Origin of the sequence: Cupriavidus sp. CuC1 (genome assembly GCF_044627735.1) — a bacterium.
Classification (GTDB): Bacteria; Pseudomonadota; Gammaproteobacteria; order Burkholderiales; family Burkholderiaceae; genus Cupriavidus; species Cupriavidus ulmosensis.
In genome coordinates this window covers 1-21,846 of the sequence record NZ_JBIUHC010000022.1, presented here as the reverse complement: position 1 = coordinate 21,846, position 21,846 = coordinate 1, and the positions used below count along the sequence as shown (strand labels likewise).

17 protein-coding genes are annotated in these 21,846 nt (G+C 64.9%); 9 read left to right on the top strand and 8 right to left on the bottom strand.

Features of this window, described 5'->3' with window-relative positions:
* The first annotated feature begins 492 nt into the window (after nt 1-492).
* Together ACGLHR_RS12230 and ACGLHR_RS12225 are read left to right on the top strand one after the other, a co-directional pair.
* Nucleotides 493-1,698: a hypothetical protein gene (locus tag ACGLHR_RS12230; protein WP_400094145.1), complete on the top strand. Its 1,206-nt coding sequence runs from the start codon at nt 493-495 to the stop codon at nt 1,696-1,698.
* Between the two features lie 18 nt (nt 1,699-1,716).
* The gene (locus ACGLHR_RS12225; protein ID WP_400094075.1) at nt 1,717-4,278 is read left to right on the top strand and encodes a response regulator; all 2,562 of its coding nucleotides are present in this window, start codon (nt 1,717-1,719) and stop codon (nt 4,276-4,278) included.
* A 40-nt stretch (nt 4,279-4,318) separates the two neighbouring features.
* On the opposite strand, the gene ACGLHR_RS12220 is transcribed toward ACGLHR_RS12225, so the two are convergent.
* Nucleotides 4,319-5,119, bottom strand: coding sequence for an IclR family transcriptional regulator (locus ACGLHR_RS12220; RefSeq protein WP_400094073.1), 801 nt, complete (start codon nt 5,117-5,119; stop codon nt 4,319-4,321).
* 204 nt (nt 5,120-5,323) lie between these two features.
* Between ACGLHR_RS12220 and ACGLHR_RS12215 the strand changes: the two genes are divergently transcribed.
* Genes ACGLHR_RS12215 through ACGLHR_RS12205 form a run of 3 tightly spaced genes read left to right on the top strand, consistent with a single transcriptional unit; the run spans nt 5,324 to nt 7,903 of the window.
* Complete coding sequence (locus ACGLHR_RS12215) at nt 5,324-6,511, top strand: CaiB/BaiF CoA transferase family protein (RefSeq protein WP_400094071.1); 1,188 nt, start codon at nt 5,324-5,326, stop codon at nt 6,509-6,511.
* Nucleotides 6,512-6,527: 16 nt separating this feature from the next.
* The gene (locus tag ACGLHR_RS12210; RefSeq protein ID WP_318231669.1) at nt 6,528-7,151 is read left to right on the top strand and encodes a cysteine dioxygenase; all 624 of its coding nucleotides are present in this window, start codon (nt 6,528-6,530) and stop codon (nt 7,149-7,151) included.
* Between the two features lie 2 nt (nt 7,152-7,153).
* Nucleotides 7,154-7,903, top strand: a complete 750-nt coding sequence (locus tag ACGLHR_RS12205) for an enoyl-CoA hydratase/isomerase family protein (protein WP_400094070.1) — start codon at nt 7,154-7,156, stop codon at nt 7,901-7,903.
* 1 nt (nt 7,904) lies between these two features.
* Here the strand turns inward: ACGLHR_RS12205 and ACGLHR_RS12200 are convergent, their stop codons facing one another.
* The 4 genes from ACGLHR_RS12200 to ACGLHR_RS12185 form a co-directional block, all read right to left on the bottom strand.
* A complete protein-coding gene (locus ACGLHR_RS12200; protein ID WP_400094069.1) occupies nt 7,905-8,561 on the bottom strand; it encodes a DUF1266 domain-containing protein in 657 nt (218 codons plus the stop codon).
* A gap of 16 nt (nt 8,562-8,577) precedes the next feature.
* Nucleotides 8,578-9,792 (bottom strand): hypothetical protein, encoded by a 1,215-nt coding sequence (locus tag ACGLHR_RS12195; RefSeq protein ID WP_400094067.1) that lies wholly within the window; start codon nt 9,790-9,792, stop codon nt 8,578-8,580.
* Nucleotides 9,793-9,796: 4 nt separating this feature from the next.
* Nucleotides 9,797-12,142, bottom strand: coding sequence for a hypothetical protein (locus ACGLHR_RS12190; protein WP_400094065.1), 2,346 nt, complete (start codon nt 12,140-12,142; stop codon nt 9,797-9,799).
* A gap of 216 nt (nt 12,143-12,358) precedes the next feature.
* Nucleotides 12,359-12,709, bottom strand: coding sequence for a hypothetical protein (locus tag ACGLHR_RS12185; protein ID WP_400094063.1), 351 nt, complete (start codon nt 12,707-12,709; stop codon nt 12,359-12,361).
* 307 nt (nt 12,710-13,016) lie between these two features.
* Here ACGLHR_RS12185 and ACGLHR_RS12180 point away from each other — a divergent pair, with 307 nt between their 5' ends.
* The 4 genes from ACGLHR_RS12180 (at nt 13,017) to ACGLHR_RS12165 (ending at nt 17,771) form a co-directional block, all read left to right on the top strand.
* A complete protein-coding gene (locus tag ACGLHR_RS12180) occupies nt 13,017-14,543 on the top strand; it encodes an MATE family efflux transporter (protein WP_400094062.1) in 1,527 nt (508 codons plus the stop codon).
* A gap of 458 nt (nt 14,544-15,001) precedes the next feature.
* A complete protein-coding gene (locus ACGLHR_RS12175) occupies nt 15,002-15,463 on the top strand; it encodes a tripartite tricarboxylate transporter TctB family protein (protein ID WP_400094061.1) in 462 nt (153 codons plus the stop codon).
* A gap of 12 nt (nt 15,464-15,475) precedes the next feature.
* Nucleotides 15,476-16,978: a tripartite tricarboxylate transporter permease gene (locus tag ACGLHR_RS12170; RefSeq protein ID WP_400094060.1), complete on the top strand. Its 1,503-nt coding sequence runs from the start codon at nt 15,476-15,478 to the stop codon at nt 16,976-16,978.
* A gap of 496 nt (nt 16,979-17,474) precedes the next feature.
* Entirely contained in the window at nt 17,475-17,771 is a 297-nt protein-coding gene (locus ACGLHR_RS12165) for a transcriptional regulator (RefSeq protein ID WP_400094058.1), read from the top strand.
* 22 nt (nt 17,772-17,793) lie between these two features.
* Here ACGLHR_RS12165 and ACGLHR_RS12160 read toward each other — a convergent pair whose 3' ends face one another.
* The 3 genes from ACGLHR_RS12160 to ACGLHR_RS12150 all read right to left on the bottom strand — a co-directional run bounded on the left by ACGLHR_RS12160 (nt 17,794) and on the right by ACGLHR_RS12150 (nt 21,495).
* Nucleotides 17,794-19,707, bottom strand: a complete 1,914-nt coding sequence (locus tag ACGLHR_RS12160; RefSeq protein ID WP_400094057.1) for an ATP-binding protein — start codon at nt 19,705-19,707, stop codon at nt 17,794-17,796.
* An 11-nt stretch (nt 19,708-19,718) separates the two neighbouring features.
* Nucleotides 19,719-20,426, bottom strand: a complete 708-nt coding sequence (locus tag ACGLHR_RS12155) for a response regulator (RefSeq protein WP_400094056.1) — start codon at nt 20,424-20,426, stop codon at nt 19,719-19,721.
* Nucleotides 20,427-20,715: 289 nt separating this feature from the next.
* Nucleotides 20,716-21,495 carry a DUF4397 domain-containing protein gene (locus ACGLHR_RS12150; RefSeq protein ID WP_400094055.1) on the bottom strand — a complete coding sequence of 260 codons (780 nt, stop codon included), beginning with the start codon at nt 21,493-21,495 and terminating at the stop codon, nt 20,716-20,718.
* Between the last annotated feature and the right edge of the window lie 351 nt (nt 21,496-21,846).

The window sequence follows — 21,846 nt, the reverse complement described above, 5'->3', positions numbered from 1 at the left end:
GTGGCCAAACCGCAAGCTTAACGCGTCGGCCGGTTTTGTGCATCGGCGGGCTCTGGTCTGTCAGGACGGACGGTCAGGACGGACGGAGTGCCTTAGCAAAGTGACGCAAAAGACACTGCTGGTTCTGATTCTCCGGCTCAGAAAATATGGGTGATGCCCAGGCTCAGCCCGCTCGTCTTCTCTCCGGAAAGTACCTGGAGGAGAAGACGCGACCGCGTAGTGGCGCAACTTGGGGCCCATTGGCTATGACAATTTCGTGAGGTGGCATGCGATTTCCTGATGGCGGGTGCCCTGATAGCCAAACCGCGGGAGACGGATCGACGGGCGGGTTTGAGCGGGGCGAGCGGGGTGAGCAGGGGAGGGCGGCGCCGCGGACGCGTTTTGCGCCAACCGGTCACCGAAGCAAACACTATTCTTTACAGTTGAGGCGGGCACCACCACTCCGGCGCCCGATTTTCATTTCGCCCAACAGTAAAAGGATAATCAATGGCAATGCGTTTTTTTGACAGCACGGGAATAGACACTTACCTGGCTCCCGCCGCGCCCGCTCCACTCGTTCTCAAGCACACGATCAGCCCCGAGGAAATCCGCGATAACTTGCCGCGGGGACAGGGCGGCGTCGGCTTCTTGTTCCATGCGACCGATTGGGAGACATTATCGTTTTCATTTCATAATGTCCGGCAAAGAAGCGCCGAGTTCGAAGAAGCGCTTTGGAGAACGCCGCCGTTCATTGCCTCACCGATTTATTCCGGCTCGCAGCTAATTGGTGCCAATATCGCCTGCCCGGTGCCGCTTGAACTCTGGCTGGGCAGCCCGAGCGGCATCAAGCGGTTCCGGGAAACCCAGTTCTTCCCCGCGCTCGAACTGGCAAGGCGGGCGGGCTTATCCATGGTAGCCATGGGCGCATCCACGCCTTACGCCTGCAACTACGGGGCCTTGCCGCGCCCGGTCAAGCCGCCCCATATCACCACCGGCCACGCCGCGACGGCGGCCATGCTGAAGGATTGGGCCATGCATTGCTGCAACGAGGTCTCCCTGGAGTTCGGCAATGCCAAGATCGCCCTGTTCGGTGCGGCAGGCCGCCTGGGCACGACCGTTGCCAAATACCTGCTCTACAAGAACGCGCCGAAGGAACTGGTGCTGATCGACCTGCCCGACAAGGCGAACCTGCTCACGGCGCAAGCCACGGAACTCCTGTCCTCCGACCTGCTGGGAAAATGCAGGGTTTCGGTGCATACCTTCCGGCCGGATACCGCCTTGCCACAGTTTGACGGCGCCATCCTCACCAGCAGCACCAGCCTGCCTTATCTCACGGCTTCGGACCTGGCGCGCGCGCAATTCTGGATCGACGATTCGCATCCCCGGGCCGCCAGCGTCGAGGCGGAACTCGCTTCGCGCGGCAAAACGCTCTATATCGAGTGTTTTGCCCGCGGACCCGAAGGCCTGAATACCGCATTTCCCTTCAGGCTGCCCAGTACGCGCGATTGTTATACTTGCTTCGCGGAAGGATATGTGGCATGGCAGGAAGGCATGGCCACCGATTTCATCGTCGGTAGTCCTCCGGTCTGGTCAGTCTCCTATACTCACGGCTTATTGAAGAAATACGATTTCTCGGTGGGGCCCTTTCTCGGCAAGAACGGCACGCCGGTTCCCTTGGTCGCAAGCCAGCCTGGCAGCCAGGAATTGATTGGGTCATAAACGGCATCCGGAGGCCTGATGAATGTATTGCGTGAATCGACGCGGGATATGCTCGAACGCAGTCGCTTTGCAATTCGGTGGGGCGGCATACTCGGCCTCCTGTGCCACCCCATCTATTACGTGGTCTGGACCTACGTACTGCCCCAGCCCTACGATAATCTGCCGCTGCGCCTAAGCGCGGCGGCGCTGTGCATACCCCTGATCCTGCAGGACCGCTGGCCCAAGCGCTACGAGGAGCATCTGCTCGTCTACTGGCATTTCTGCCTGATCTACGTGCTGCCCTTTGCCTGTACCTTCCTGACCATCAGGAACGGGTTTTCCACCATGTGGATGATGACGGAAGTCATGATGATCTTCATCCTGGCGCTGTGCATCAACACGCCGCTCCTGGTCCTGGTCTGTATCGCCCTTGGCTTGCTCGGCGCCACGCTCGCGGCCGTCTTGACGTCGCCCGCCGGCCTGGTGGTGAGCGCGGTCGACCAGGCCAACCTGGCATTGCTTCCGGTGGTGACCCTGTGCAGCATGGCTTTTAGCCACGCCATCAGCAAAGGGCGCATCGTTGTGGAGAGGAACAAGGCGCTGCAGAGCCTGGCCGGCTCGATCGCCCATGAGATGCGCAGCCCGCTGGGGCAATTGAAGCTGGTCCTGGATGGCGTGGAAAATGCGCTGCCCGAAGTCACGGATTCCACGCCCGCGCCGGTGCTGTCCAACGAGAATGCCGCGACGGTGCATCGCCATCTCGCCCAGGGGCAACTCTCCATCGAGCGGGGGCTGCGGATCGTGGCCATGACCATGGACGAGGTGAGCGGGAAACCCATCCGGTCGGATCAGTTCGGCTACCTGACGGCCTCCGGCGCCGCGCTCAAGGCCGTGGAGGAGTACGGCTTCGGCAGCGACGCGGAGCGCAACAGGGTCAAGCTGATTGTGCGCAAGGACTTCACCTTCAAGGGGGACGAAGCGGTCTTCCTGTTCGTGTTGTTCAACCTCATCAAGAACGCGCTCTATTACTTCCCTTTGCGTCCCGACGCCACGCTCAGCATCACGGTGGATCAGCCCTCAGTGCTGATTCGGGATACCGGGCCTGGCGTCCCGGCCGACATCCTGCCTCACTTGTTCGAGCCATTTCGCACGTCCGGAAAGTCGGGCGGCACCGGGCTTGGCCTGGCTTACTGCCGGCGCGCGATGCACGCCTTTGGCGGGGACATCGCCTGCCAGTCCCAAGCGGGCCAGTTCACCGAGTTCACCCTGACGTTTCCGGCCGTGTCGCCCGCCGAGCTTGCCGATCACGAAAAGGCGACGGTGCAGCGCGCCGCGGTGGCACTGCGAAACGCGCGCATCCTGCTGGTCGATGACGATCGCGATCTGCGCGACAGCACGCGCCGCGTGCTGTCGCAGGTGGGCGCGCAAGTGGAAGAGGCCGAGAATGGCCAGGCGGCGCTGGAGAAGCTGCGCTCGGTCCCCTATGACCTGGTGCTCCTCGACATCAATATGCCGGTGCTGGACGGCTACGCAACGGCCGACAGGATGCGCGCCACGCCCGGCGCGGTGAATCGCGGCGCCATCATCGTGGCCTATACGTCCGAGCCACCCCACATGGCGCGGCTCAAATTGCGCAAGGCCGGCGTTGAAGCGGTACTGAGCAGGTCCATTGGCCCGCTGGAACTGTTGACGGCCTTGCAAGGCATCGTCGAGCGTGGCTTCGAGGCATTGCACAGCGGTGGCGCCGATACGCTCAGCGCCAAGACGGTGCTCGTGGCCGACGATGATACCTATAGCCGGCTGGTCACCAAGGCGCATCTGGAGCGCCGGGGCATCACGGTGGTGGAAGCGGAGCACGGGGTAGAGGTGTTGTCCCGGCTGGGCGAGCATGACGGCATCGATGCCATCGTGCTGGATATCCATATGCCCGGCTTGAGCGGCATCGACACCGCGAAGGCCATCCGCGGGCGGTCGCAGGCATGTCGCGACATGCCCATCCTTGCGCTGACCGGACATGTGGACGAAAGCGTTGTCCGCGCCTGCCTGGCGGCAGGCATCAGCGATGTCCTTGCCAAGCCTGTCGTTGCCGAGTCGCTTTACTTCCAGCTCGGCCGGCATTGGCAACGGCGCGCCGCGAATGGCGAATCCAGCCCTGCGAATAATCTCCAAGCCTCGGGCATCGTTGTCATCGAGCACAATGGCCCGGTGGCGGCAGACCTGCTTGACGGCCGTCGCCTCGCGGAACTGAAGGCGCTGGCCTTGCTGGAGGAATCGCTGGTGCCCTGCATCGATCGCATTCGTACGCTGGTCGAGCAGCTCCGCACCGATGTGTCGCAGGAGAACCTCGATGGCGCGCAACAACGGCTGCACAATCTGCTCGGCGTGAGCGGCAATATCGGGGCCAGCGCCTTGCATCGATTCGTGCGGCAGGTCTACCCGGCGGTGGATCAAGGCAGATGGCCGGCGGAGGCGGCGTGGCTGGAGCAGGTCGGCACGCTTGCTGCCCATTCCATCGATGCATTGCAGCGCGTCCAGGCATCCACCACGGCGCAAGCGGACTCCCGGCCTGACGGATCCGGATGCCAGGCGGTCAGGCAATAGCAGGCGCAACAGGTAGGCAACAGGCAGGCAGCAGGCAAGCTCAGCCGCGCCGCATCGCCACCATGCTGCGCGTAGCCAGCGCCAGCGCATTGTGCCGGTTGCCGCCGCCCAGGCCATCGGAGATCTCCGTGGCCGCGTTCAGCACCAGCGCGGCAAAGCCCTTGATCTTGTGCGGCTTGAAGCGCTCCGCGGGCCCCGACAGCCCGATGGCGGCGATGACGTGCCCGTTGCCGTCGCTGATCGGTGCGGCCACGCCGTAGACCGTCTCCCGCCACTCGCCGCGGTTGACCGCATAGCCCAGCTTGCGCACCTTGGCCATCTCCTGCAGGAATCGCTCGGGCTCGACGATGCTGTTGGGCGTGGACGGCGCCAGCGTGGTGCACATGCGCTGTAGGGCGGTGTCCGGCTGGAAGGCCAGCATCGCCTTGCCGGTGGCCACGCAGTGCGCCAGCGCCCGGCCGCCGATCTGGGTGTAGGCGCGCACGGGGTTGGGGCTGTCGATCTTGTGCACGTAGACCACCTCGGCGCGGTCCAGCACGGACAGGTGCACGCTCTCGCCGCTGGCGTGCATCAGCTTGTCCATCCACGCCTCGGCATGGCGGCGCAGGTCCAGCCGCGAGAGCACGGCCGAGCCCAGCTCCCATAGCTTGATGGACGCGCTGTAGCCGGTGCCGGAGGCGTCGCGGATCACATAGTGCAGCTCCGTCAGCGCTTGCAGCAGCCGGTGCACATTGCTCTTGGCCAGGCCCAGGTGGGCGGCGATCTCGGTGAGGCCCAGCGGGCGGTCGCTGTGCGCCAGCAACTCAATCACGCCGAGGCCCTTGATCAAGGTGTTGTTCATCGATGTTTGTGCTCTATGCGGCCATTTTATGCGCAGATCTTATGCGCAGATCCTATTCGGACAGCGCCTATCTGTTCTCAAATGTGGAACGATAGTATCGTATTTTGCAACTCCCTATAATCATCGCATCGCGGCCGGCAGCCTTCCCAGGAGGATGGCTGATTCACTGCGCCGCCCCTTTCTCGTTTCCTGTGGATGCTTCCCATGCGTGATCTCGACTACCAGGACCTGCCGCTGCAAGGCGTGCGGGTCGTGGAATTCTGCACCGTTGCCGCCGGCCCCTTTTGCGGCATGCTGCTGGCCGATATGGGCGCCGAGGTGATCAAGGTGGAAGCGCCCGAGGGCGACACCTTGCGGCAGTGGCCGCCGCTATCCGATGGCTTCTCGGAGAATTTCGCATCGCTGAACCGCAACAAGGAGTCGGTGGCGCTCAACCTGAAGGACGCTGCCGACGTGGCGCTGGCGCGCGCGCTGATCCTGGATGCCGACGTGGTGATCGAGAACAACCGCCCCGGCGTGATGGACAGGCTCGGGCTGGGCTACGCCAGCTTTCGCGAGCAAAAGCCGGGGCTGGTGTATTGCTCGGTGTCCGCCTACGGCCAGAGCGGCCCGCGCGCGGGCGAGGGCGGGTTCGACCTGACCATCCAGGCTGCCGCCGGCGTGATGAGCGTGACCGGCGAGCCCGATGGCGCGCCGGTGAAATGCGGCGTGCCGCTGGCCGACTTCGCGTCGGGGCTGTACGGCGCCTTTGCCATTGCCAGCGCGCTCGCCCGGGTGCGGGCCGGCGGCGCTGGCGCGCATATCGATGTGCCGATGTACGGCTGCACGCTAGGCATCGCCGCGTTGCAGACCAGCGAGTACTTCGGCACCGGCAGGAGCCCGGCCAAGCTGGGCTCCGCCCATCCGCGCAACGCGCCCTACCAGGCGTTCCAGGCCGCCGATGGCTACTTTGCCATCGCCGCGGGCAACCAGAAACTGTGGCTCGAAGTGGTACGCGTGGTGGAACTGCCCGCGCTGGCGCAGGACGCGCGCTTTGCCACCACGCGCGACCGCGCGGCCAACCAGGCCGCGCTGAAGATCCTGCTGGAGGAGCGCTTTGCCACCGCTGGCGTGGAGCACTGGATTGCCGCCTTCAATGCCGCCGGCGTGCCGCATGCGCGCATCAACGACTATGCCGCCGCGCTGGACGATCCGCAGGTGGCGCATATGGAGTGGGTGCGCCCGCTCACGCTGCCTGGTGGCCACCAGACGCGCACCTTCGCCTCGCCGCTGCGCTTCGACGGCCTGGGCTTGCCGATCCGCCGCGACCCGCCGGCGCTGGGCGAGCACAATGCCGCCGTGCGTGCCCGCTACCAGGCGGGCGGCGCAGGCACGGAACAAGACCCCGCGTAAAGATAAAGGAATCATCATGAGCGACAAGACTGGCAACATCGATCGGCTGCGCGAGTTCGTTGCCACCATCAGCCGTGTGGTCACGCAGGCAGAGCGCGAGGGCAGCAGCGAGTCCGCCATCCTGGTGCAAGCCAGCGCCGCACTGGCCGAACTGGTGGCGCACGACGACTGGCTGCCTGAGGCCATGGCGCTACCGCATCCGGTCTACTACCAGCAGCACCTGCTCTACGGCGATCCGCTCGATCGTTTTTCGCTGGTCAGCTTCGTCTGGGGGCCGGGCCAGCAAACGCCCGTGCACGACCACACGGTGTGGGGCCTGATCGGCATGCTGCGCGGCGCCGAGGTGGACCAGCACTACCGCGTGGAAGGCGGCAGGCTGGTGGAAGATGGCGATGCCGTGCTGCTGAGCGCCGGCCAGGTGGCCGCGGTCTCGCCAACGCTGGGCGATGTGCACCGCGTGCGCAATGCGCATGACGACCGGGTGTCGATCAGCGTGCATTTGTATGGCGGCAACATCGGCCGCATCCAGCGCCATGTGTATGACGCCGCCAGCGGCGCCACCAAGCCGTTCGTATCTGGCTATTCCAACGCGCTGGTGCCCAACCTGTGGGCGCCGGCGGCGCCACCGGCGCAGGGGTGAACATGGACGAAGCCAATCTGCTGATCGACCGGCAAGGCGACGTCACCCGCCTGACGCTGAACCGGCCCGAGCGCGGCAACGCGCTGTCGGCGGGGTTGGTGGAGGCGCTCGCGGCGGCGGTGCTGGCGTGCTACCACGATGGCACCCGCCTGCTCGCCATCGAGGGCGCCGGCACGCATTTCTGCACGGGATTCGACCTGGGTGACCTGGATAGCGAGAGCGATGATTCGCTGCTTGCGCGTTTCGTGCGCGTCCAGCTGCTGCTGCAAAGCGTGCATGGCGCGCCCTTTACCACCGTGGCGCTGGTCCAGGGCCGCGCGATGGGCGCGGGCGCCGACTTGATGGCGGCCTGCGAGCAACGTTGGGTCGCGCCGGGCAGCACTCTTGCCTTTCCAGGCGCGGCCTTCGGCCTGGTGCTGGGCAGCGCGCGGCTGGCGCAACTGGTGGGTGTGGCCACGGCGCGGGACTGGATCGCCAGCGGACGGGCCGTGCGGGCCGAGCAAGCGCTGGCGTGCGGCCTGGCCGGTAGTTCGGTGGCACCGCAGGATCGCGCCGCCGCGCTCGCCACGCTGGCTGAGCGTGCGCGCCGGCTGGATGCGCCAACCCAGGCCGCTATCCAGGCCGCCACGCAGGGCGGCCACGCCATGGCCGAAGCGGCGCGCGCGGCGCAGCTGGCCGAGCTGGTGCGCTCCGCCGCCCGGCCGGGGCTCAAGGCGCGCATCGTCGCCTACCGGGCGGCCTCCAGGCGCTGACTCAGCGTGGCTCCGGGCTGAATGCCGGCAGGCCAGGCCAGGCCAACGCTGCCCAGGCGCCCTTGGGCGGGGCCAGCAGCTGGCGCAGGCTGGCGGCATCGAAGGCCTTGCCCAGGGGGTCGGCCCGGAATGCGGCAAGCCATTGCCGGCGGCCAGCGATAAAGGCGTGGCCGAAATCTTCCCAGCTGGCAAAACAGTCCTGCGCGCGCTGTGCGTTGAGCAAGAGCACGCGCCACGCGGCCATCGGCTCGACCCAGCCCATCAGCATGACATTGCGCGAAAAAAATGCCATCCGGACGCAGGCAAACGCTAGCGCGGCGCGCGGATCGTCTGTCGGCAGCAGCGCATGCAGGTCGGCGCGAAACCACCGCGATTCGAACACCTGGGCGAGGTGCTGGCGCACTTCGTCATCCATGGCGTTGGCGCGGAACTCCATCTGGTGCAGCAACTGCACGCGGAACAACGCGCGCGCCGCGTCCGACATGTGGTCCGAGGCAGGGTTGAAAAACCCCGTCATGTTGGTGGCATCGACCATGGGCTGCGCCAACGTCAGTGCCCATTGCTTGCGCCGGGTGAACGCAGCGGGACGCTTGGGGCGCAGGAAGCGGTAGACCCGCCATAGCACAAGGCCCCCGAGGAGCAGGTAGAAGACATTCATCCGATTCGGCGCTCCATTACGATTTCGATGGCAAAGCCAGGATGGCTTCCGCTTGCGATAGGGACAGCTCCGGCCACGGCACGCCTTCGGTTGCGACAACCTCCTCACCGCCATGCGGATCCGCCGTTGGCCTTGTGGCATACCTGACCGATGCCGCCCGTGGCGAACGCTCCGCCAGCAAGCCAGGCTGGCGCGCGGCGACCAGCCACTCCACCATCGGCGTTGGGGCGCTGAGCCTGACAAAGAGCTGCGGGTACCGGGCGACCAATCGGGTCTGCGTCGTGGCTTCGGTCACGTCTTCAATGCGCGCCCAGCCGGCTGGCGTGCGGACTACGCCGATGGCGATGCAATCGTCCGGCGTTTCCTCGTCGGTACCCAGGGCGTTCAGGCAGGCCAGCACATCTTCCACGTAGCGTGCGATGGGCGGCCGGTTCTGCTTGCCCTTGACCTGGTCGACCGCAAGCGCGCCATTGGCCAGGACATGCACGCTGATGGTGATATGCGGTTGCCCGCTGGCATCGCGCAAACTCAGCAAGCGCAGCCGCTGCTGCGCCACGGCTTCGGCATAGCGCTCGCCGTAGCCGCCGGACAGCGCGCGCCGGTCGGAAAACTGCCCCAGGCAATGCCGCATGACATAGCTTTCAAATGCCATTTCCGCGCGCAGCAGCGCGCTGTCTGGCAGCAATTCCACGAACGCGCCATTCGGCGTCGAGAGCAAGGTGCGCAGCGCCTCGGGCTGGCTCTGGCGCCAGCCGCGCTCGATACGCGTGGCCATCTCGGCATGTTCCCTGTCCCACAGCGCCAGCGCTTGCGGGCAGGTGACGCGGTCGAGCTTGCCGTCGAGGGCGGTGCCCTTGCGCGAGGTCAGGAACTCCACGAGCCGCGCTTCCAGCGCCAACAGGCGCGGCTCGACAGGATCGACCCAGACGACCGGGGCAGGGGGCGTTGCTGCTTCGCCGCTGCTCGCCTTGGCCGAGGCGCCAAAGCGAGCCGCAACCCACTCCGGCATTGCCTCGGATCGCAGGACCTGCCGTGCATCCGCCAGCGAATCGATCTTGATGGCCGGCTCGTAGTTGGCGACGAGATGGCGATAGAAGTGGTTAAGCAGCCAGGCGCGCACCGCCGCATCGTCGCCGCGCGCCTGGCTGCGCGCGGCGATGCCCGACTTCAGCGCACCGGCATTGAGGGCGTTGCGCGGTGCGTAGCCTGCCGCCCGCTTGGCAGTACTCATTTCCTCATTTCCAGACTTGCCACCAGCTCTTGCTCTTGCCAGGGGCGTTGGCTTGCGTGCGGTAGAGCGCCAGCTTTTCCTCCATCGCCTTGACATCGGCGAGCTCATACTCGTTGCTGCGCGGATTGAGTGCGATGGCACGCTCAAAGAGCGTGGCGGCCTCGGCGTGGCGCTGCAGCCCGCTGAGCGTGTCGGCCCCCAGGCTGACCATCCAGGATTCCGAGCAGCCATCGACCTGGCGCGCGATGCGGCTCCACAAGGCCGAGGCTTCTTCCGGGCAGTTGTGCGCCAGGTTGAACGCCATTTGCAGGCGCACGCCCAAGGCCTTGCCCGACAGGTTGCTATCGTCCTGGCCCTCTTGCCGCTCCCATTTCACCAGGCGCTCCAGCCAGATGGGAATCTCGCGATCGCGATCGAGCTTGTACAGGGCCTGCGACACTTCGCTCAGGTACTCGTTAGGGTCGTGCCGGCTATAGCCAAACTCGGCGGCGAAGTGCCAAAGCTGCTCGGCGGCGCTGATGATCCCCTCGGAATCGCGCATTGCGATCCGCACGCTCAACAGGCCGGCGTAGTGTTCGGCAAACGGGCTGGCCGCGATGCCGCGCCTGTGCAATTCGACGGCATCCTCAAAGCGCCGCTTGTCGTAGCGATAGATGATGGCCAGGTTGTTGCACAACATGGAGTAGAGGTGCGCGCAGGCGTCGTACGGATGGCCGGCGCCGCTCTCGAAATAGCGCTCCAGGCACGCCTGTCCTTGTTCGTAGGCGGCAATCTGCAGCTTGATGAAATCGCTGTAGGTTTCGTTGCGCGACGCCGCGGGGACGCGGTCGAGGTGTTCCTCGAGCAAATCGCCAAGCGAGACCCCGAAGTTGTACGCCCACAGCCCGCTTGGTAGCGAGAAGGCCGGCAGCTTCAGCGTCTGGATCACCCCAAGCGATTGCACCCATGCCTCGAACAGGGCATAGGCCGTGCGGTTGTCTTCCATGCCGCCTTCCTGCGCCGCCGCATACAGCCGTGCAGCTTTCGTCGTGGCATCGATGCGGCCCGCCGCGGCATCGTTGACTGCCGCCAATCGTGCGATCCACGGATGGCCCGGCGAACGTTGCTCGGCCAGCTTGCGTGCGGCGTCGAACACCGCCTGCAAGGCCTGCGCGTTCACTTGCTCACCCACGGCGCCAAAGAGCGCTTCATGAATCGGGGAGAGGTTCCGCAGATCCTCTTCACCTTCTTGCGCATTTGACAGGAAGGCCACCAGCGTCTCTTCCGTGTTGCAAGCCCGCATGGCGCACAATGGCCACCAGACCGAGTCGTCGGCCGCATCGGCCAGCCGCGCGTGAACCAGCTGCGCGGCGCCATCCCACATCTCGTCCTCCACCTGATAGATGTGAAGGAACACCCGGCGGCCGGCATCTTCAACGCGCTGGGCTTCCATCAGCCACGGCAGCTCGTATTCGATGAAGTCATCGCTTCCGTTCGAGGACAGGCTATGACGCGCGGCAGAGCAGGCGTCCAGTGCGCCGGGCAGATCGCCTTGCGCGTACAAGGCGCGCGCCGCGAGCCGGGACAGCCGGACTTCCAGTTCGCGGCGCTGCGGCAAGGACCGTTGCGCTGTCAGCGCCCTGACGGGCTGCTGGAAGTCGGCAAGGCGCTCGGGCGCGATCCCGATCAGGGCGCTGCCCAGGCGCAGCCAGTCGTTTTCGTCGACGTCCTGCTCCGCGTCGGCAATCTGCAGCGCCAGGATGGCCGCGCCAGCGGCTGCGCGGGCCTCGTCGTCCCTGTCATGGCGCGTCAGCGCCCAGGCGCGCCGCCGCTGATAGTCGGCGAGATCCCATGCACGGTATGGCGCACGTGCCGCGATGGCCCCGTTCAACGCATGGCGCAGCTCAATTGCCTCCAGCGCAATGCCCAGATCGCGCAGCTCAAGGCTGTCGAGTACCCGAAGCTGGCGATACCGGTCCGCATTCAGGTCCGGCATCCCTGCCACGATGGCGCGCATCTCCGTGAGCGCCCGCTGCGTGCTCTCCACGTCGTTGAGGTGGTTGGCCATCTGGAGGCGATAGAGCGCCAGGTGCATGCGCAGCTCGGCCTGGGCTTGGCGCGGCGTGGCTTCCAGCACGCCGGCGCCGTCGTCGTTGACCACCGCCAGCGCAGCCGCCGGATCCCCCGCGCGCATCCATAGCGTATGCAGCCGGTCGATGGACTCGAGGGAATCCGCCCGCAAAGGCTTGGCGCGCAATCTGGCCAGCAAATCAGCGGCTTCGCTTGAGCTGCCTTCTTCGAGATCGGCTTCGAGGCGATCCAGTAACTGTTCCAGCAAAACACCTGTCAATGCGTTGCCATTGATATCCACGGCTCTTTCCATAATGTGATCTAAGTTGCACTCAACTCCGGATTCTACCCGGAGATGCAGCAGACCCGGAAATTGCGCCCTATGGCGCGTCCAATGGCTTTATGGTTCAGCGATAGCCAAAATAAAACGCCCCGCCTCCTTGGGGGAGACGGGGCGTTTTATTTTGGTTGTTGTGGTGGTTGTTGTGGTTGCCCTTAAAGGGCGGACGGTATGCGCTTAGTTCTTCTGCGCGTCTGCAGGCGTGGTCGACATTTCCTGCTTCATGGTCTCGTTGTTGGCCTTCTTCTCGGTGCTCTTTTGCTGCTTGGCGGACTTCACGTCCTGCTTGTATTCGGTCTTGGCGGCCTTTTTCTTGGCCTTGTATTCGTCCGAGGCCTGCTTGTTGGCATCGCGGCGCTGGACCAGCGGATCCTTCGGCGGCTCGACCTGGGTCATGCCGGCCGGCCCAGCGGCGTTGCCGCTATCGGCAGGAACGGCGGGTGTCTGGGCAAAGGAGGCCGCACATAGCAGGCCAGCAGCCAGGGCGGTGGAAGCTTGCAAAAAGCGAATCGGCTTGTTCTTCGTCATATTGGACCTCACGGTTCATGGATCGAAACGGCTCTTGGATGCCATCGCGGGGACACCGCGATGGCCGCGCTGCGCGGCGCCAAGGGCCACCTATGTTGTGCATTTCGCCAGTGTTTGATGGCTCGCGCAAGGGCCCGTGCCCTGATCCAAACAACTGCTTACAATTGGCTTTCTGTCTGACAGACGGCTACCGACAAGGCTTGTCAGCAAGGTATGACATAGTGGCGAACGTGGGCATTGCGCGTTGCATTGCCCCTCGTTTCCCGACGATAGCAGGCGCAATAAAAACACGAGACCTCCCTCGAACATGCCAACAAAATCCAAAGCCCAACTGACCACGGGCCCGATCGGCCGCACGCTGCTGCTGTTTTCACTGCCGGTGCTGGGCAGCAATATCCTGCAGTCGCTCAACGCCTCGATCAACTCCGTGTGGGTGGGGCATTTCCTTGGCGAGGCGGCGCTGACCGCCACCTCCAACGCCAACATCATCCTGTTCTTCCTGCTGGGCGTGGTGTTCGGCATCAGCATGGCCAATACCATCATGATCGGGCATGCCGTGGGCGCGCACGACCTGGCCGAAGCGCGCCGCGTGGTGGGCACCAGCACCACGTTCTTCGTCCTGCTGTCGGTGCTCGCGGCGGCGCTGGGCTACGTGTTCACGCCCGACATCCTTGCCGCGATGGGCACGCCGGCCGATGCCAGGGCGCTTGCCATCAGCTACCTGCGCATCATCTTCCTGGCGCTGCCCTTCATGTATTTCTACAACTTCGTGATGATGACGCTGCGCGGCGCGGGAGATTCGCGCACGCCGTTTTATTTCATGCTGTTGTCGGTGGGGCTGGACGTGGTGCTCAACCCGCTGCTGATCTTCGGCATCGGCCCGTTCCCGGAGCTCGGCATCGCGGGCTCGGCGCTGTCCACGCTGATTGCGCAGTTGGCCAGCCTGGCCGCGATGCTGATCGTGCTGTACCGCCGCCACCACTTCCTGACGCTGCGCCGCCACCAGCTTGCCTACCTGCGGCCCGATACCGCGATCCTGCGTGCGCTGGTGGCCAAGGGCTTGCCGATGGGACTGCAGATGGTGGTGATCTCGTCGTCGGCGATCGTGATGATGTCACTGGTCAATCGCTACGGCTCGCAGACCACCGCCGCCTATGGCGTAGCCTCGCAGCTTTGGACTTACGTGCAGATGCCCGCGCTGGCGGTGGGCGCCAGCGTGTCGTCGATGGTGGCGCAGAACGTAGGCGCTGGCCTGTGGGATCGCGTGACGCGCGTCACGCGCGTGGGGCTGTTGTTCAACCTGCTGATGACCGGCGCGCTGGTAGCCCTGATCTACCTGTTCAACCGTCATTCGCTGGGCTTGTTCTTGCCCGATGACGGCACGGCCATCGGCATTGCGCAGCATATCAATGCCATCGTGCTGTGGTCCTTCATCCTGTTCGGCTTCACCATCGTGCTGTTCGGCACCGTGCGCGCCACCGGCGCGGTGATGGCGCCGCTGGTGATCCTGTTCCTGTCGATGTGGGTGGTGCGCCTGCCGTTTGCCTGGGTGCTCGAGCGCACCATCGGCGCCGATGCGATCTGGTGGAGCTTTCCGCTGGGCTCTGTGGTCTCGGTCACGCTGGCCGTGGCGTATTACCGCTTCGGCAACTGGCGCGCCGCCCATATCCTGCCGGTGACGCCCGGGCCGGCCCCGGAGCCGGAATTTGCGCCCCAGGCGCCCGATACCAGCATGGGCACGCCGTGCGAAGAAGCCCTGAGCACGGCCGGTGCCGCCGCCGGCGCCGGCGAGGAGGCGCTGGCGGGCGAGGTATCGAAGCAAGGTGCCGATTAAGTCGCTGGCCCGCAAGTCATCGGCGCCAGCCGAAGCCCACTGAACAGGCCAAAGCCGCGCGGCTTTGGCCCCCTCGTCGGCTCCGTTCAATGCCGCCGGTAAGGTGATGCAAGCAGCCCTCGGGTCTGCCGGCACGCGTCCGCGCCTAGTTGATCCTCGTGCTTTCCTTACGTTTCCTTTCGATCTCTTTCGGTTCCCCTTCAATTTCCCTTCAGCTTCCTTTCATTCGTCTTTCGGTGTTACATCACAGCGTGATGTATGCAGTTTGGCGGGACTTCCCGGCGCATCGGTGAATACCCCTAAACCAAGACAAATGAAAGCAAGCTGAAAGATCGCCTCTCTAATGTTCGTCCCATCCTGCAGGGACAACATTTTTTCCTGCCGATCGGACCACCTCCGCACGCAAAGAGCCTGCGCGCGCAGGGGCACAGCTTTCACGTACTTTGAGGAGAATCGTTTTGCGCATACGCAGCCAAAAGGACTTTGCCTCCGGCCTGATGTTCATTCTGGTCGGATTGGGCTTTTCCTGGGTCGCCCGCGGCTATTCCATGGGATCAGCCGCCAAGATGGGCCCCGGATATTTTCCGTTTCTACTCGGCCTGGTACTTGCCGTGCTCGGTGCATTCGTGCTGATCGGCTCGGTATCGAAAAAGGGTGAAGCTGACCAGCTCGCCCGCTGGGACTTGAAGACGTTGTTGTGGATTCTGGGTTCGGTGGTGCTGTTCGGCCTGCTGCTCAAGCCGCTCGGCATGGTGTTGTCGGTGTTCGTGCTGGTGCTGGTGTCGTCGATGGCCAGCCATGAGTTCAGCTGGAAGGGCGCGGTCTTGAACGCGATCGTCCTGGTGCTGATCAGCATGGGCGCCTTCGTGTACGGCATCAACCTGCAGATGCCGGTGTGGCCTGCTTTCATTACTGGTTAAGGAGTCGGCCATATGGAATTGATTGACCATCTTGCCTTGGGCTTTTCCACGGCGCTTTCTTTGCAGAACCTGGCATACGCCTTCCTGGGCTGCGTGCTGGGTACCCTGATCGGCGTGCTGCCGGGCCTGGGGCCTCTGGCCACCATCGCCATGCTGCTGCCGGTGACGTACACGCTGCCGCCGGTGGCCGCGCTGATCATGCTGGCCGGTATTTACTACGGCGCACAGTATGGTGGCTCCACCACCGCTATCCTGGTGAACCTGCCGGGTGAATCGTCGTCGGTGGTGACCACCATCGATGGCTACCAGATGGCAAGGCGGGGACGAGCGGGCGTGGCACTGGCCACCGCCGGCCTGGGCTCCTTCTTTGCCGGCTGCGTGGCTACCCTGATCCTGGCCGCGTTTGCTACGCCGCTGTCGGAACTGGCATTCAAGTTTGGACCCGCCGAATATTTCTCGCTGATGTGCCTGGGCCTGATCGGCGCCGTGGTGCTGGCATCGGGCTCGCTGCCCAAGGCCGTGGCGATGATCGTGCTGGGCCTGCTGCTGGGCCTGATCGGTACCGACGTGAACTCCGGCGCCGCACGCTTCTCCTTTGACATCCCCGAGCTGACCGACGGTATCGACTTCGTCGCGCTGGCCATGGGTATGTTCGGCTTCGCGGAAATCATCGCGAACCTGGAGCAGAAGGAAGCCCGCGAGACCTTTACCGATAGCGTCACCAACCTGTGGCCGACCAAGGAAGACTTCCGTCGCATGATCCCGGCAGTGCTTCGCGGCACGTTCCTGGGCTCGGCGCTGGGTATCCTGCCGGGCGGCGGTGCGGCACTGGCTTCTTTCGCAGCCTACTCGCTGGAAAAGAAGACCTCCAAGTACGCACATGAGTTCGGCAAGGGCGCCATCGAAGGCGTGGCAGGTCCGGAATCGGCCAACAACGCCGCGGCGCAAACCTCCTTCATCCCGCTGCTGACGCTGGGCATTCCGCCCAACGCCGTGATGGCACTGATGGTGGGCGCGATGACCATCCACAACATCCAGCCGGGCCCGCAGGTCATGACCAGCAACCCCGCGCTGTTCTGGGGCCTGATCGCCTCGATGTGGATCGGCAACCTGATGCTGATCATCCTGAACCTGCCGATGATTGGCGTGTGGGTGAAGCTGCTGACCGTGCCTTACCGCTTCCTGTACCCGGCCATCCTGGTGTTCTGCGGTATCGGCGTGTACTCGGTCAACAACCAGACCTTCGACGTGTTCATGGCGGCTGGCTTCGGCATCATCGGCTACCTGTTCCTGAAGCTCAAGTGCGAGCCGGCTCCGTTGCTGCTGGGCTTCGTGCTGGGACCGATGATGGAAGAGAACTTCCGCCGCTCCCTGCTGCTGTCGCGTGGCGAGTTCACCGTGTTCGTGACCCGTCCGCTGTCGCTGGGCCTGCTGATCGCAGCGGCCTCGCTGGTTGCCATCGTTGCCCTGCCTTCCATCAAGGCAAAGCGCGAAGAGGCGTTCCAGGAAGAGTAGTCGTCAAAGCCCCACCCGCGCCGGCCTCGTGCCGGGGCGCGCAATGCAAGAAATGGGGTGCCTCGTGCACCCTTTTTTTTTGGTTCTTCAGACTTCTGTGTGGGTCGCCGGGCGAAGTCCGGCGCAGGCGTAGCAAGAGCGATCGCGTGCAATCTCGCGCAGGTGTAGCTCCCCTCTCCCGCGCAGCGGGAGAGGGGTTGGGGGAGAGGGCGGGCATCCGCAAGAGCGCGGCGCCTCACCTTGAGCGAGCGCCCACCCTCTCCCCCGGCCCCTCTCCCATTTTATGGGAGAGGGGAGCAAACCAGCGCATTGCATCGTGTCGCTCTCGCTCGGATGGAGGACCCACACGAAAGTCTGATGAACTTTTTTTTAAATATGCGAACCTGGTGCCGACCGGGCCGCTTGCAGGTAACACGCCCGGCTGCGCTCGCAGCGCCGGGGCTGCATACGTAGATCTGCTCTATCGCACCGCTGGCTGGTGTGTCACAGGAGCCGCATGAGAGCGCCAACACTAGACGGCTTCGTTTCGAAGCTGTACATACTCAAGCTTGTCCAGTCGTGCCCGTCGACGGTCATGACGCTGGTCGACCGCCTGCGCGAGCACGGTGTCGAAAAGAATATCCGTTCGCTCAGGCCCATCCTGCGCAGCCTGTTGATCGCGCGTGCGATCACGGCGGAGCTGGTGGAAGGCAGTGGCCGCGTCTACTGCATCACCGATAGCGGACGCGAAGAACTGAACAAATACCTGTCGCACCTCGACGTGCTGCAAAGCGATATCGAGCAGACGCGCTAGGACTGCCGCACCCGGCCACCGATCAGGCAGCCTCGCCCTCGGCCCACCGCGCCGGGTAGAGCAGCAGGCTGACGGTAGTACCCCGCTCCGAAGACGCAATCGACAGCTCGCCGCCAATGGCAGCCGCACGGCTGCGCATATTGGCCAGGCCGTGGCCCTGCGCGCCGGACTGCGCATCAAAGCCGCACCCATCGTCGCGTATCTCGATCAGGATGGCCTCGGCGCCGGCAGCGGTGTCCGCGAGGCTGCGCGCCACCACTTGCACCGTAGCGCCGCCGGCATGCTGCATGACATTGGAGAAGGCTTCCAGCAGCAGGTACTGCAGCTCGCGCACGATCTGCGGCGTCAGGCCGGCTACGGCCGGCAGCCGCTCCACTTGCCAGTCCACCCGCAGCCTTGCCGCTTCCAGGCGCGCCCGCAGCCGGTAGCGCAGGTTGCCCAGCACTACGGCCAGGTCGCCGCCGGTGTCTTGCATGGCATCCACCGATAGCTTCAATGCATCCAGCGCCTGCTGCAGATGTTGCTGCAGCACCATGGGCGAGCCATGGCCCGAGCGCAGCAGGCTGAGCGCGCCGACCAGCGTGCTGCCCAAGCCATCGTGCATGTCGCGCATGATGCGCCCGCGTTCTCGCAGCGTGGCCTGCTCGCGCTCGATCTCGCGGGAGTGCGCATAGAGCAGATGCAACTCTTCCTCCTTTTGCGCGACCTTGCGGTCCAGGTTGCGGTTGAGCTCGGCCAGCGTGCTGGTGGTGCGCGTATAGCGGTCCACCAGCAGCCACGCCATGCTGAGGCTGAACAACTGCGAGACGTACTTGGTCAGCGAGGTGTCCCAGTAGAAATCGTTGCTGAACTGGATGCGGATCACGTCGCCGGTGCTGAGCGCGCTGGCCAGCGCCACCGTGGCGGCCAGCACCAGGCGCTCGCGGCTAGGGCGCCGCAGCGCCGCCCACGCCAGCGCCGAGGCGATGCCGCACGCCAGCAGCATGTTGATGGACCAGTCGAACAGCTTGAGGCTGGGTGCGTTGAAGATGCCTGTCATCAAGACGATCAACGGAATCTTGAGCCACAGGAAGCCGGTGACCAGCCGCGCCGGCCAGGGCGAGCGGACGTCGATGACGATCAGCGCAAAGCGCGCGGTTGCCACGATGAATACGGTCCGGCTGGCCAGCACCAGCACTTGCCAGACGTGCAGCGGCAGCGGAGCACTCTCCAGCAAACGTTCTACAACGCTGACCGACCACGCCACTTCGGCCAGCGCGTAGAGGCCGAACAGCGGGTCGCGCTGGCGCCACCAGATCAGCAGCGAGATCGCTGTCAGCAGCAGGCTCAGCGCCGTAATCACCAGTGGCCCGATCACGCGGAACCAGAGCGCGCCTTCATAGTGCGGGTGCACAAGCCGGCTTGGCCCGAATTCGATGCGCGACAGCCCGGCACGCGCATTGGCGCGCGCGGCGATCGTGATCGTCAACGTGTTGTCGGGCCGCAGCATGGCCTCGGGCACGGGGATGTACAGCGGGCGCTGGCCGCCATAGACGGCGGGGGTATTCAAGGCGCCGGAAGCGGCGAGCAGCTTGCCGTTGAGATGCATCTCGAAACTGTTGGCCGCGCGCGCCAGGTACAGCGCGGGGAGGTCCTGCCCGGCGCCGCTGTAGGAAAAGTCCAGGCGGTAGGTCGCCGTGCCGTCGCGGCCAGGGTAGATGCGGTCCCAGTCGTGGGGCAGCGCGACTTCGATCGGTTGTGGCGCGTGGCCTTGCCCGGCGCCGTCGGGGTGGACCACGGCCAGCGCTTGGCGCAGCACCTGCACCTGGCTTGTTGCATGCGCCGCAGATGTCTGCGCTGAATCCTCGCGCGCGCCGCCGCAGGCGGTGGCCACGCAGCACAAGGCGAGCCACAAGGTAGCGGTGCGCGCCAGCCTCAGGATCGGCAGCAGGGCCATGGGCGTTGGCCTCAAAAGGCCTTCAACAGGCCAAGCTTGTGGGCTTCGAAGACGGCCTCGGCGCGGGAATTGACCGCCAGCTTGCCGTAGATGTTCTTGATATGCGCCTGCACGGTATGCACGCTGATCGCCAGGTGCCCGGCGGTTTCCGCATAGGTGTACCCGCGCGAGATCAGGTCGAGCACCTCGGTCTCGCGGGCGGATAGTGTCACGTCCGCGCCCGGGATGCCTGGCGCGTCCGGTGCCGGCAGGCCCGGCGCGCTGGCACTGCGCAGCCGGGTGATGACCTTGCGCGCGATCACCGGGCTCATCGGCGAGCCGCCGGCGCGCAACGCCAGCACGGAGGCGCGCAGGTTGTCGTCCGATTCGTCCTTGAGCAGGTAGCCGGTGGCGCCCGCGGCGATGCTGGCCAGCACATTGGCCTCGTCGCCGAACATGGTGATCACCATGCAGTCGCAGCGCGGGTGCAGCCGGCGCGCATGGCGGATGACATCGATGCCCGAGCCGTCCGGCAGCCCGAGGTCGCACAGCAGCACGTCGGGCTCGTGCGCGGCCAGCCACTCGCAGGCGCTGGCGCGCTGCGCGCAGGCCGCCACCACCTGGATGCCCGGCAAGCTGCCCAGCGCGCTTTGCAGGCGCGCGCTGGTGGCGGGGTCATCTTCGACCAGCAGGACGCGGATATCGGCTTCCGGGGCCGCGGACAGGTTCTGTGAGCGCATGTTTTGGGCTGGGGGTAGTCTCGACTATGGCGCGGATCGGCGGGGGGCGGTACTCCATATTCATGGGATGGTGTCTGGCGGCCTATCGTAGCGCTGTCACCGGATACGGTCAAACTGGCGAAACTGGCCCCAAGGCCGCGCCGCCGCAGGGGAAGAGCGCAGACGAAATGCGGCGAGGGGATCCGCTTGCCGGATCCCCTCGCCCGGCAACCCGCGAGGGGGTCGCCGGTGCGCCATGCGGGCGCCTGAAGCTGCTGGGTTGCCAACTTGCCAACTAGCCATCAAGCGCTTACTGCGTGACCAGTTCCACGGCAGTCTGCGAGTCGTTGTTGGCCTGGGCCACCAGAACCTTGATCTTGTTCGGTACCACCGCGCCGATGCCGTCGACCGGGATCGACGTGATCAGCCAGTCCGCATTGTTGTTCAGCGTCAGCGCGCCCGAGTCGAAGATCACGGTCTTGGTGCCGGCGGTGGTGATGCGCAGGCGATAGGTGCCGCCGTCAAGGTTGATCGAATCCTGGCCGGAGGCAGGCACCGCTGACTTGTAGGCCACCGCGGCAAAGGTGGGCGTCACGGTGTTCAGGTCGACCGCGGGCGTGGTCACGTACATATCGACGTTCTGGGCATTGACCGAGGCATTCAGTCCACGCACCCGCGCCTTGTCGGACAGGATGTTCTTGCCGTAGGGATCGTCGATGGTGAGCAGGTCGGCCGCGGTGGCACCGGGCAATGCGACCACGGTGTATTTATGGCCGGTGTGCGCGTCCACGGTCGCGCTGCCGATCGACGTGTTGGTACCGGCAATGTTGATGCCGAAGAGTTGCGAGCCGGTGTCGACGTCGAAGTATTTCGACACGAACTTGTAAGGCTCGTTCAGGAGCGACGTCTTGGTGCCGTTTTGCAGCACGTCGATATTGGGACCCGCCGGGATCGCGTGGATCACGCGCACGGCCGGCTTGCTGACGCCGATGCGGGCGGCGAGGCTATCGTCGCCGCCGCCGCATGCTGATAATGCCGCGGCCGCAGCCAGTGCCAGGCCCAATATGAGGCCGGTTTTGGAAATCTTCATGAGTGCCCTCTTTTTCGCAGGTGAGTGAGAGATCCCGTGGCCGGTATGGTCTACGCCCATCGTGCACCACGCCTTATGGTCAGGCTTCGCAGCGCGGGTTGCGGCTCCTGCTCGGGATCGACACCTGCGCCCGCCGTGACTCAACGATAGGCACCGGCTCACCCCCGGGAAACTGGCCCGGCTCCGAAACGCATGTCGGACAAATCCCACAGGACGGATTCAGCACAAGCCCAGAAGAGCAACAGTGGCAAGAGAAGAGCGAGCGGCAGGGAGAAGGGAGAAGGGAGAAGGGAGAAGGGAGAAGGGAGAAGGGAGAAGGGAGAAGGGAGAAGGGAGAAGGGAGAAGGGAGA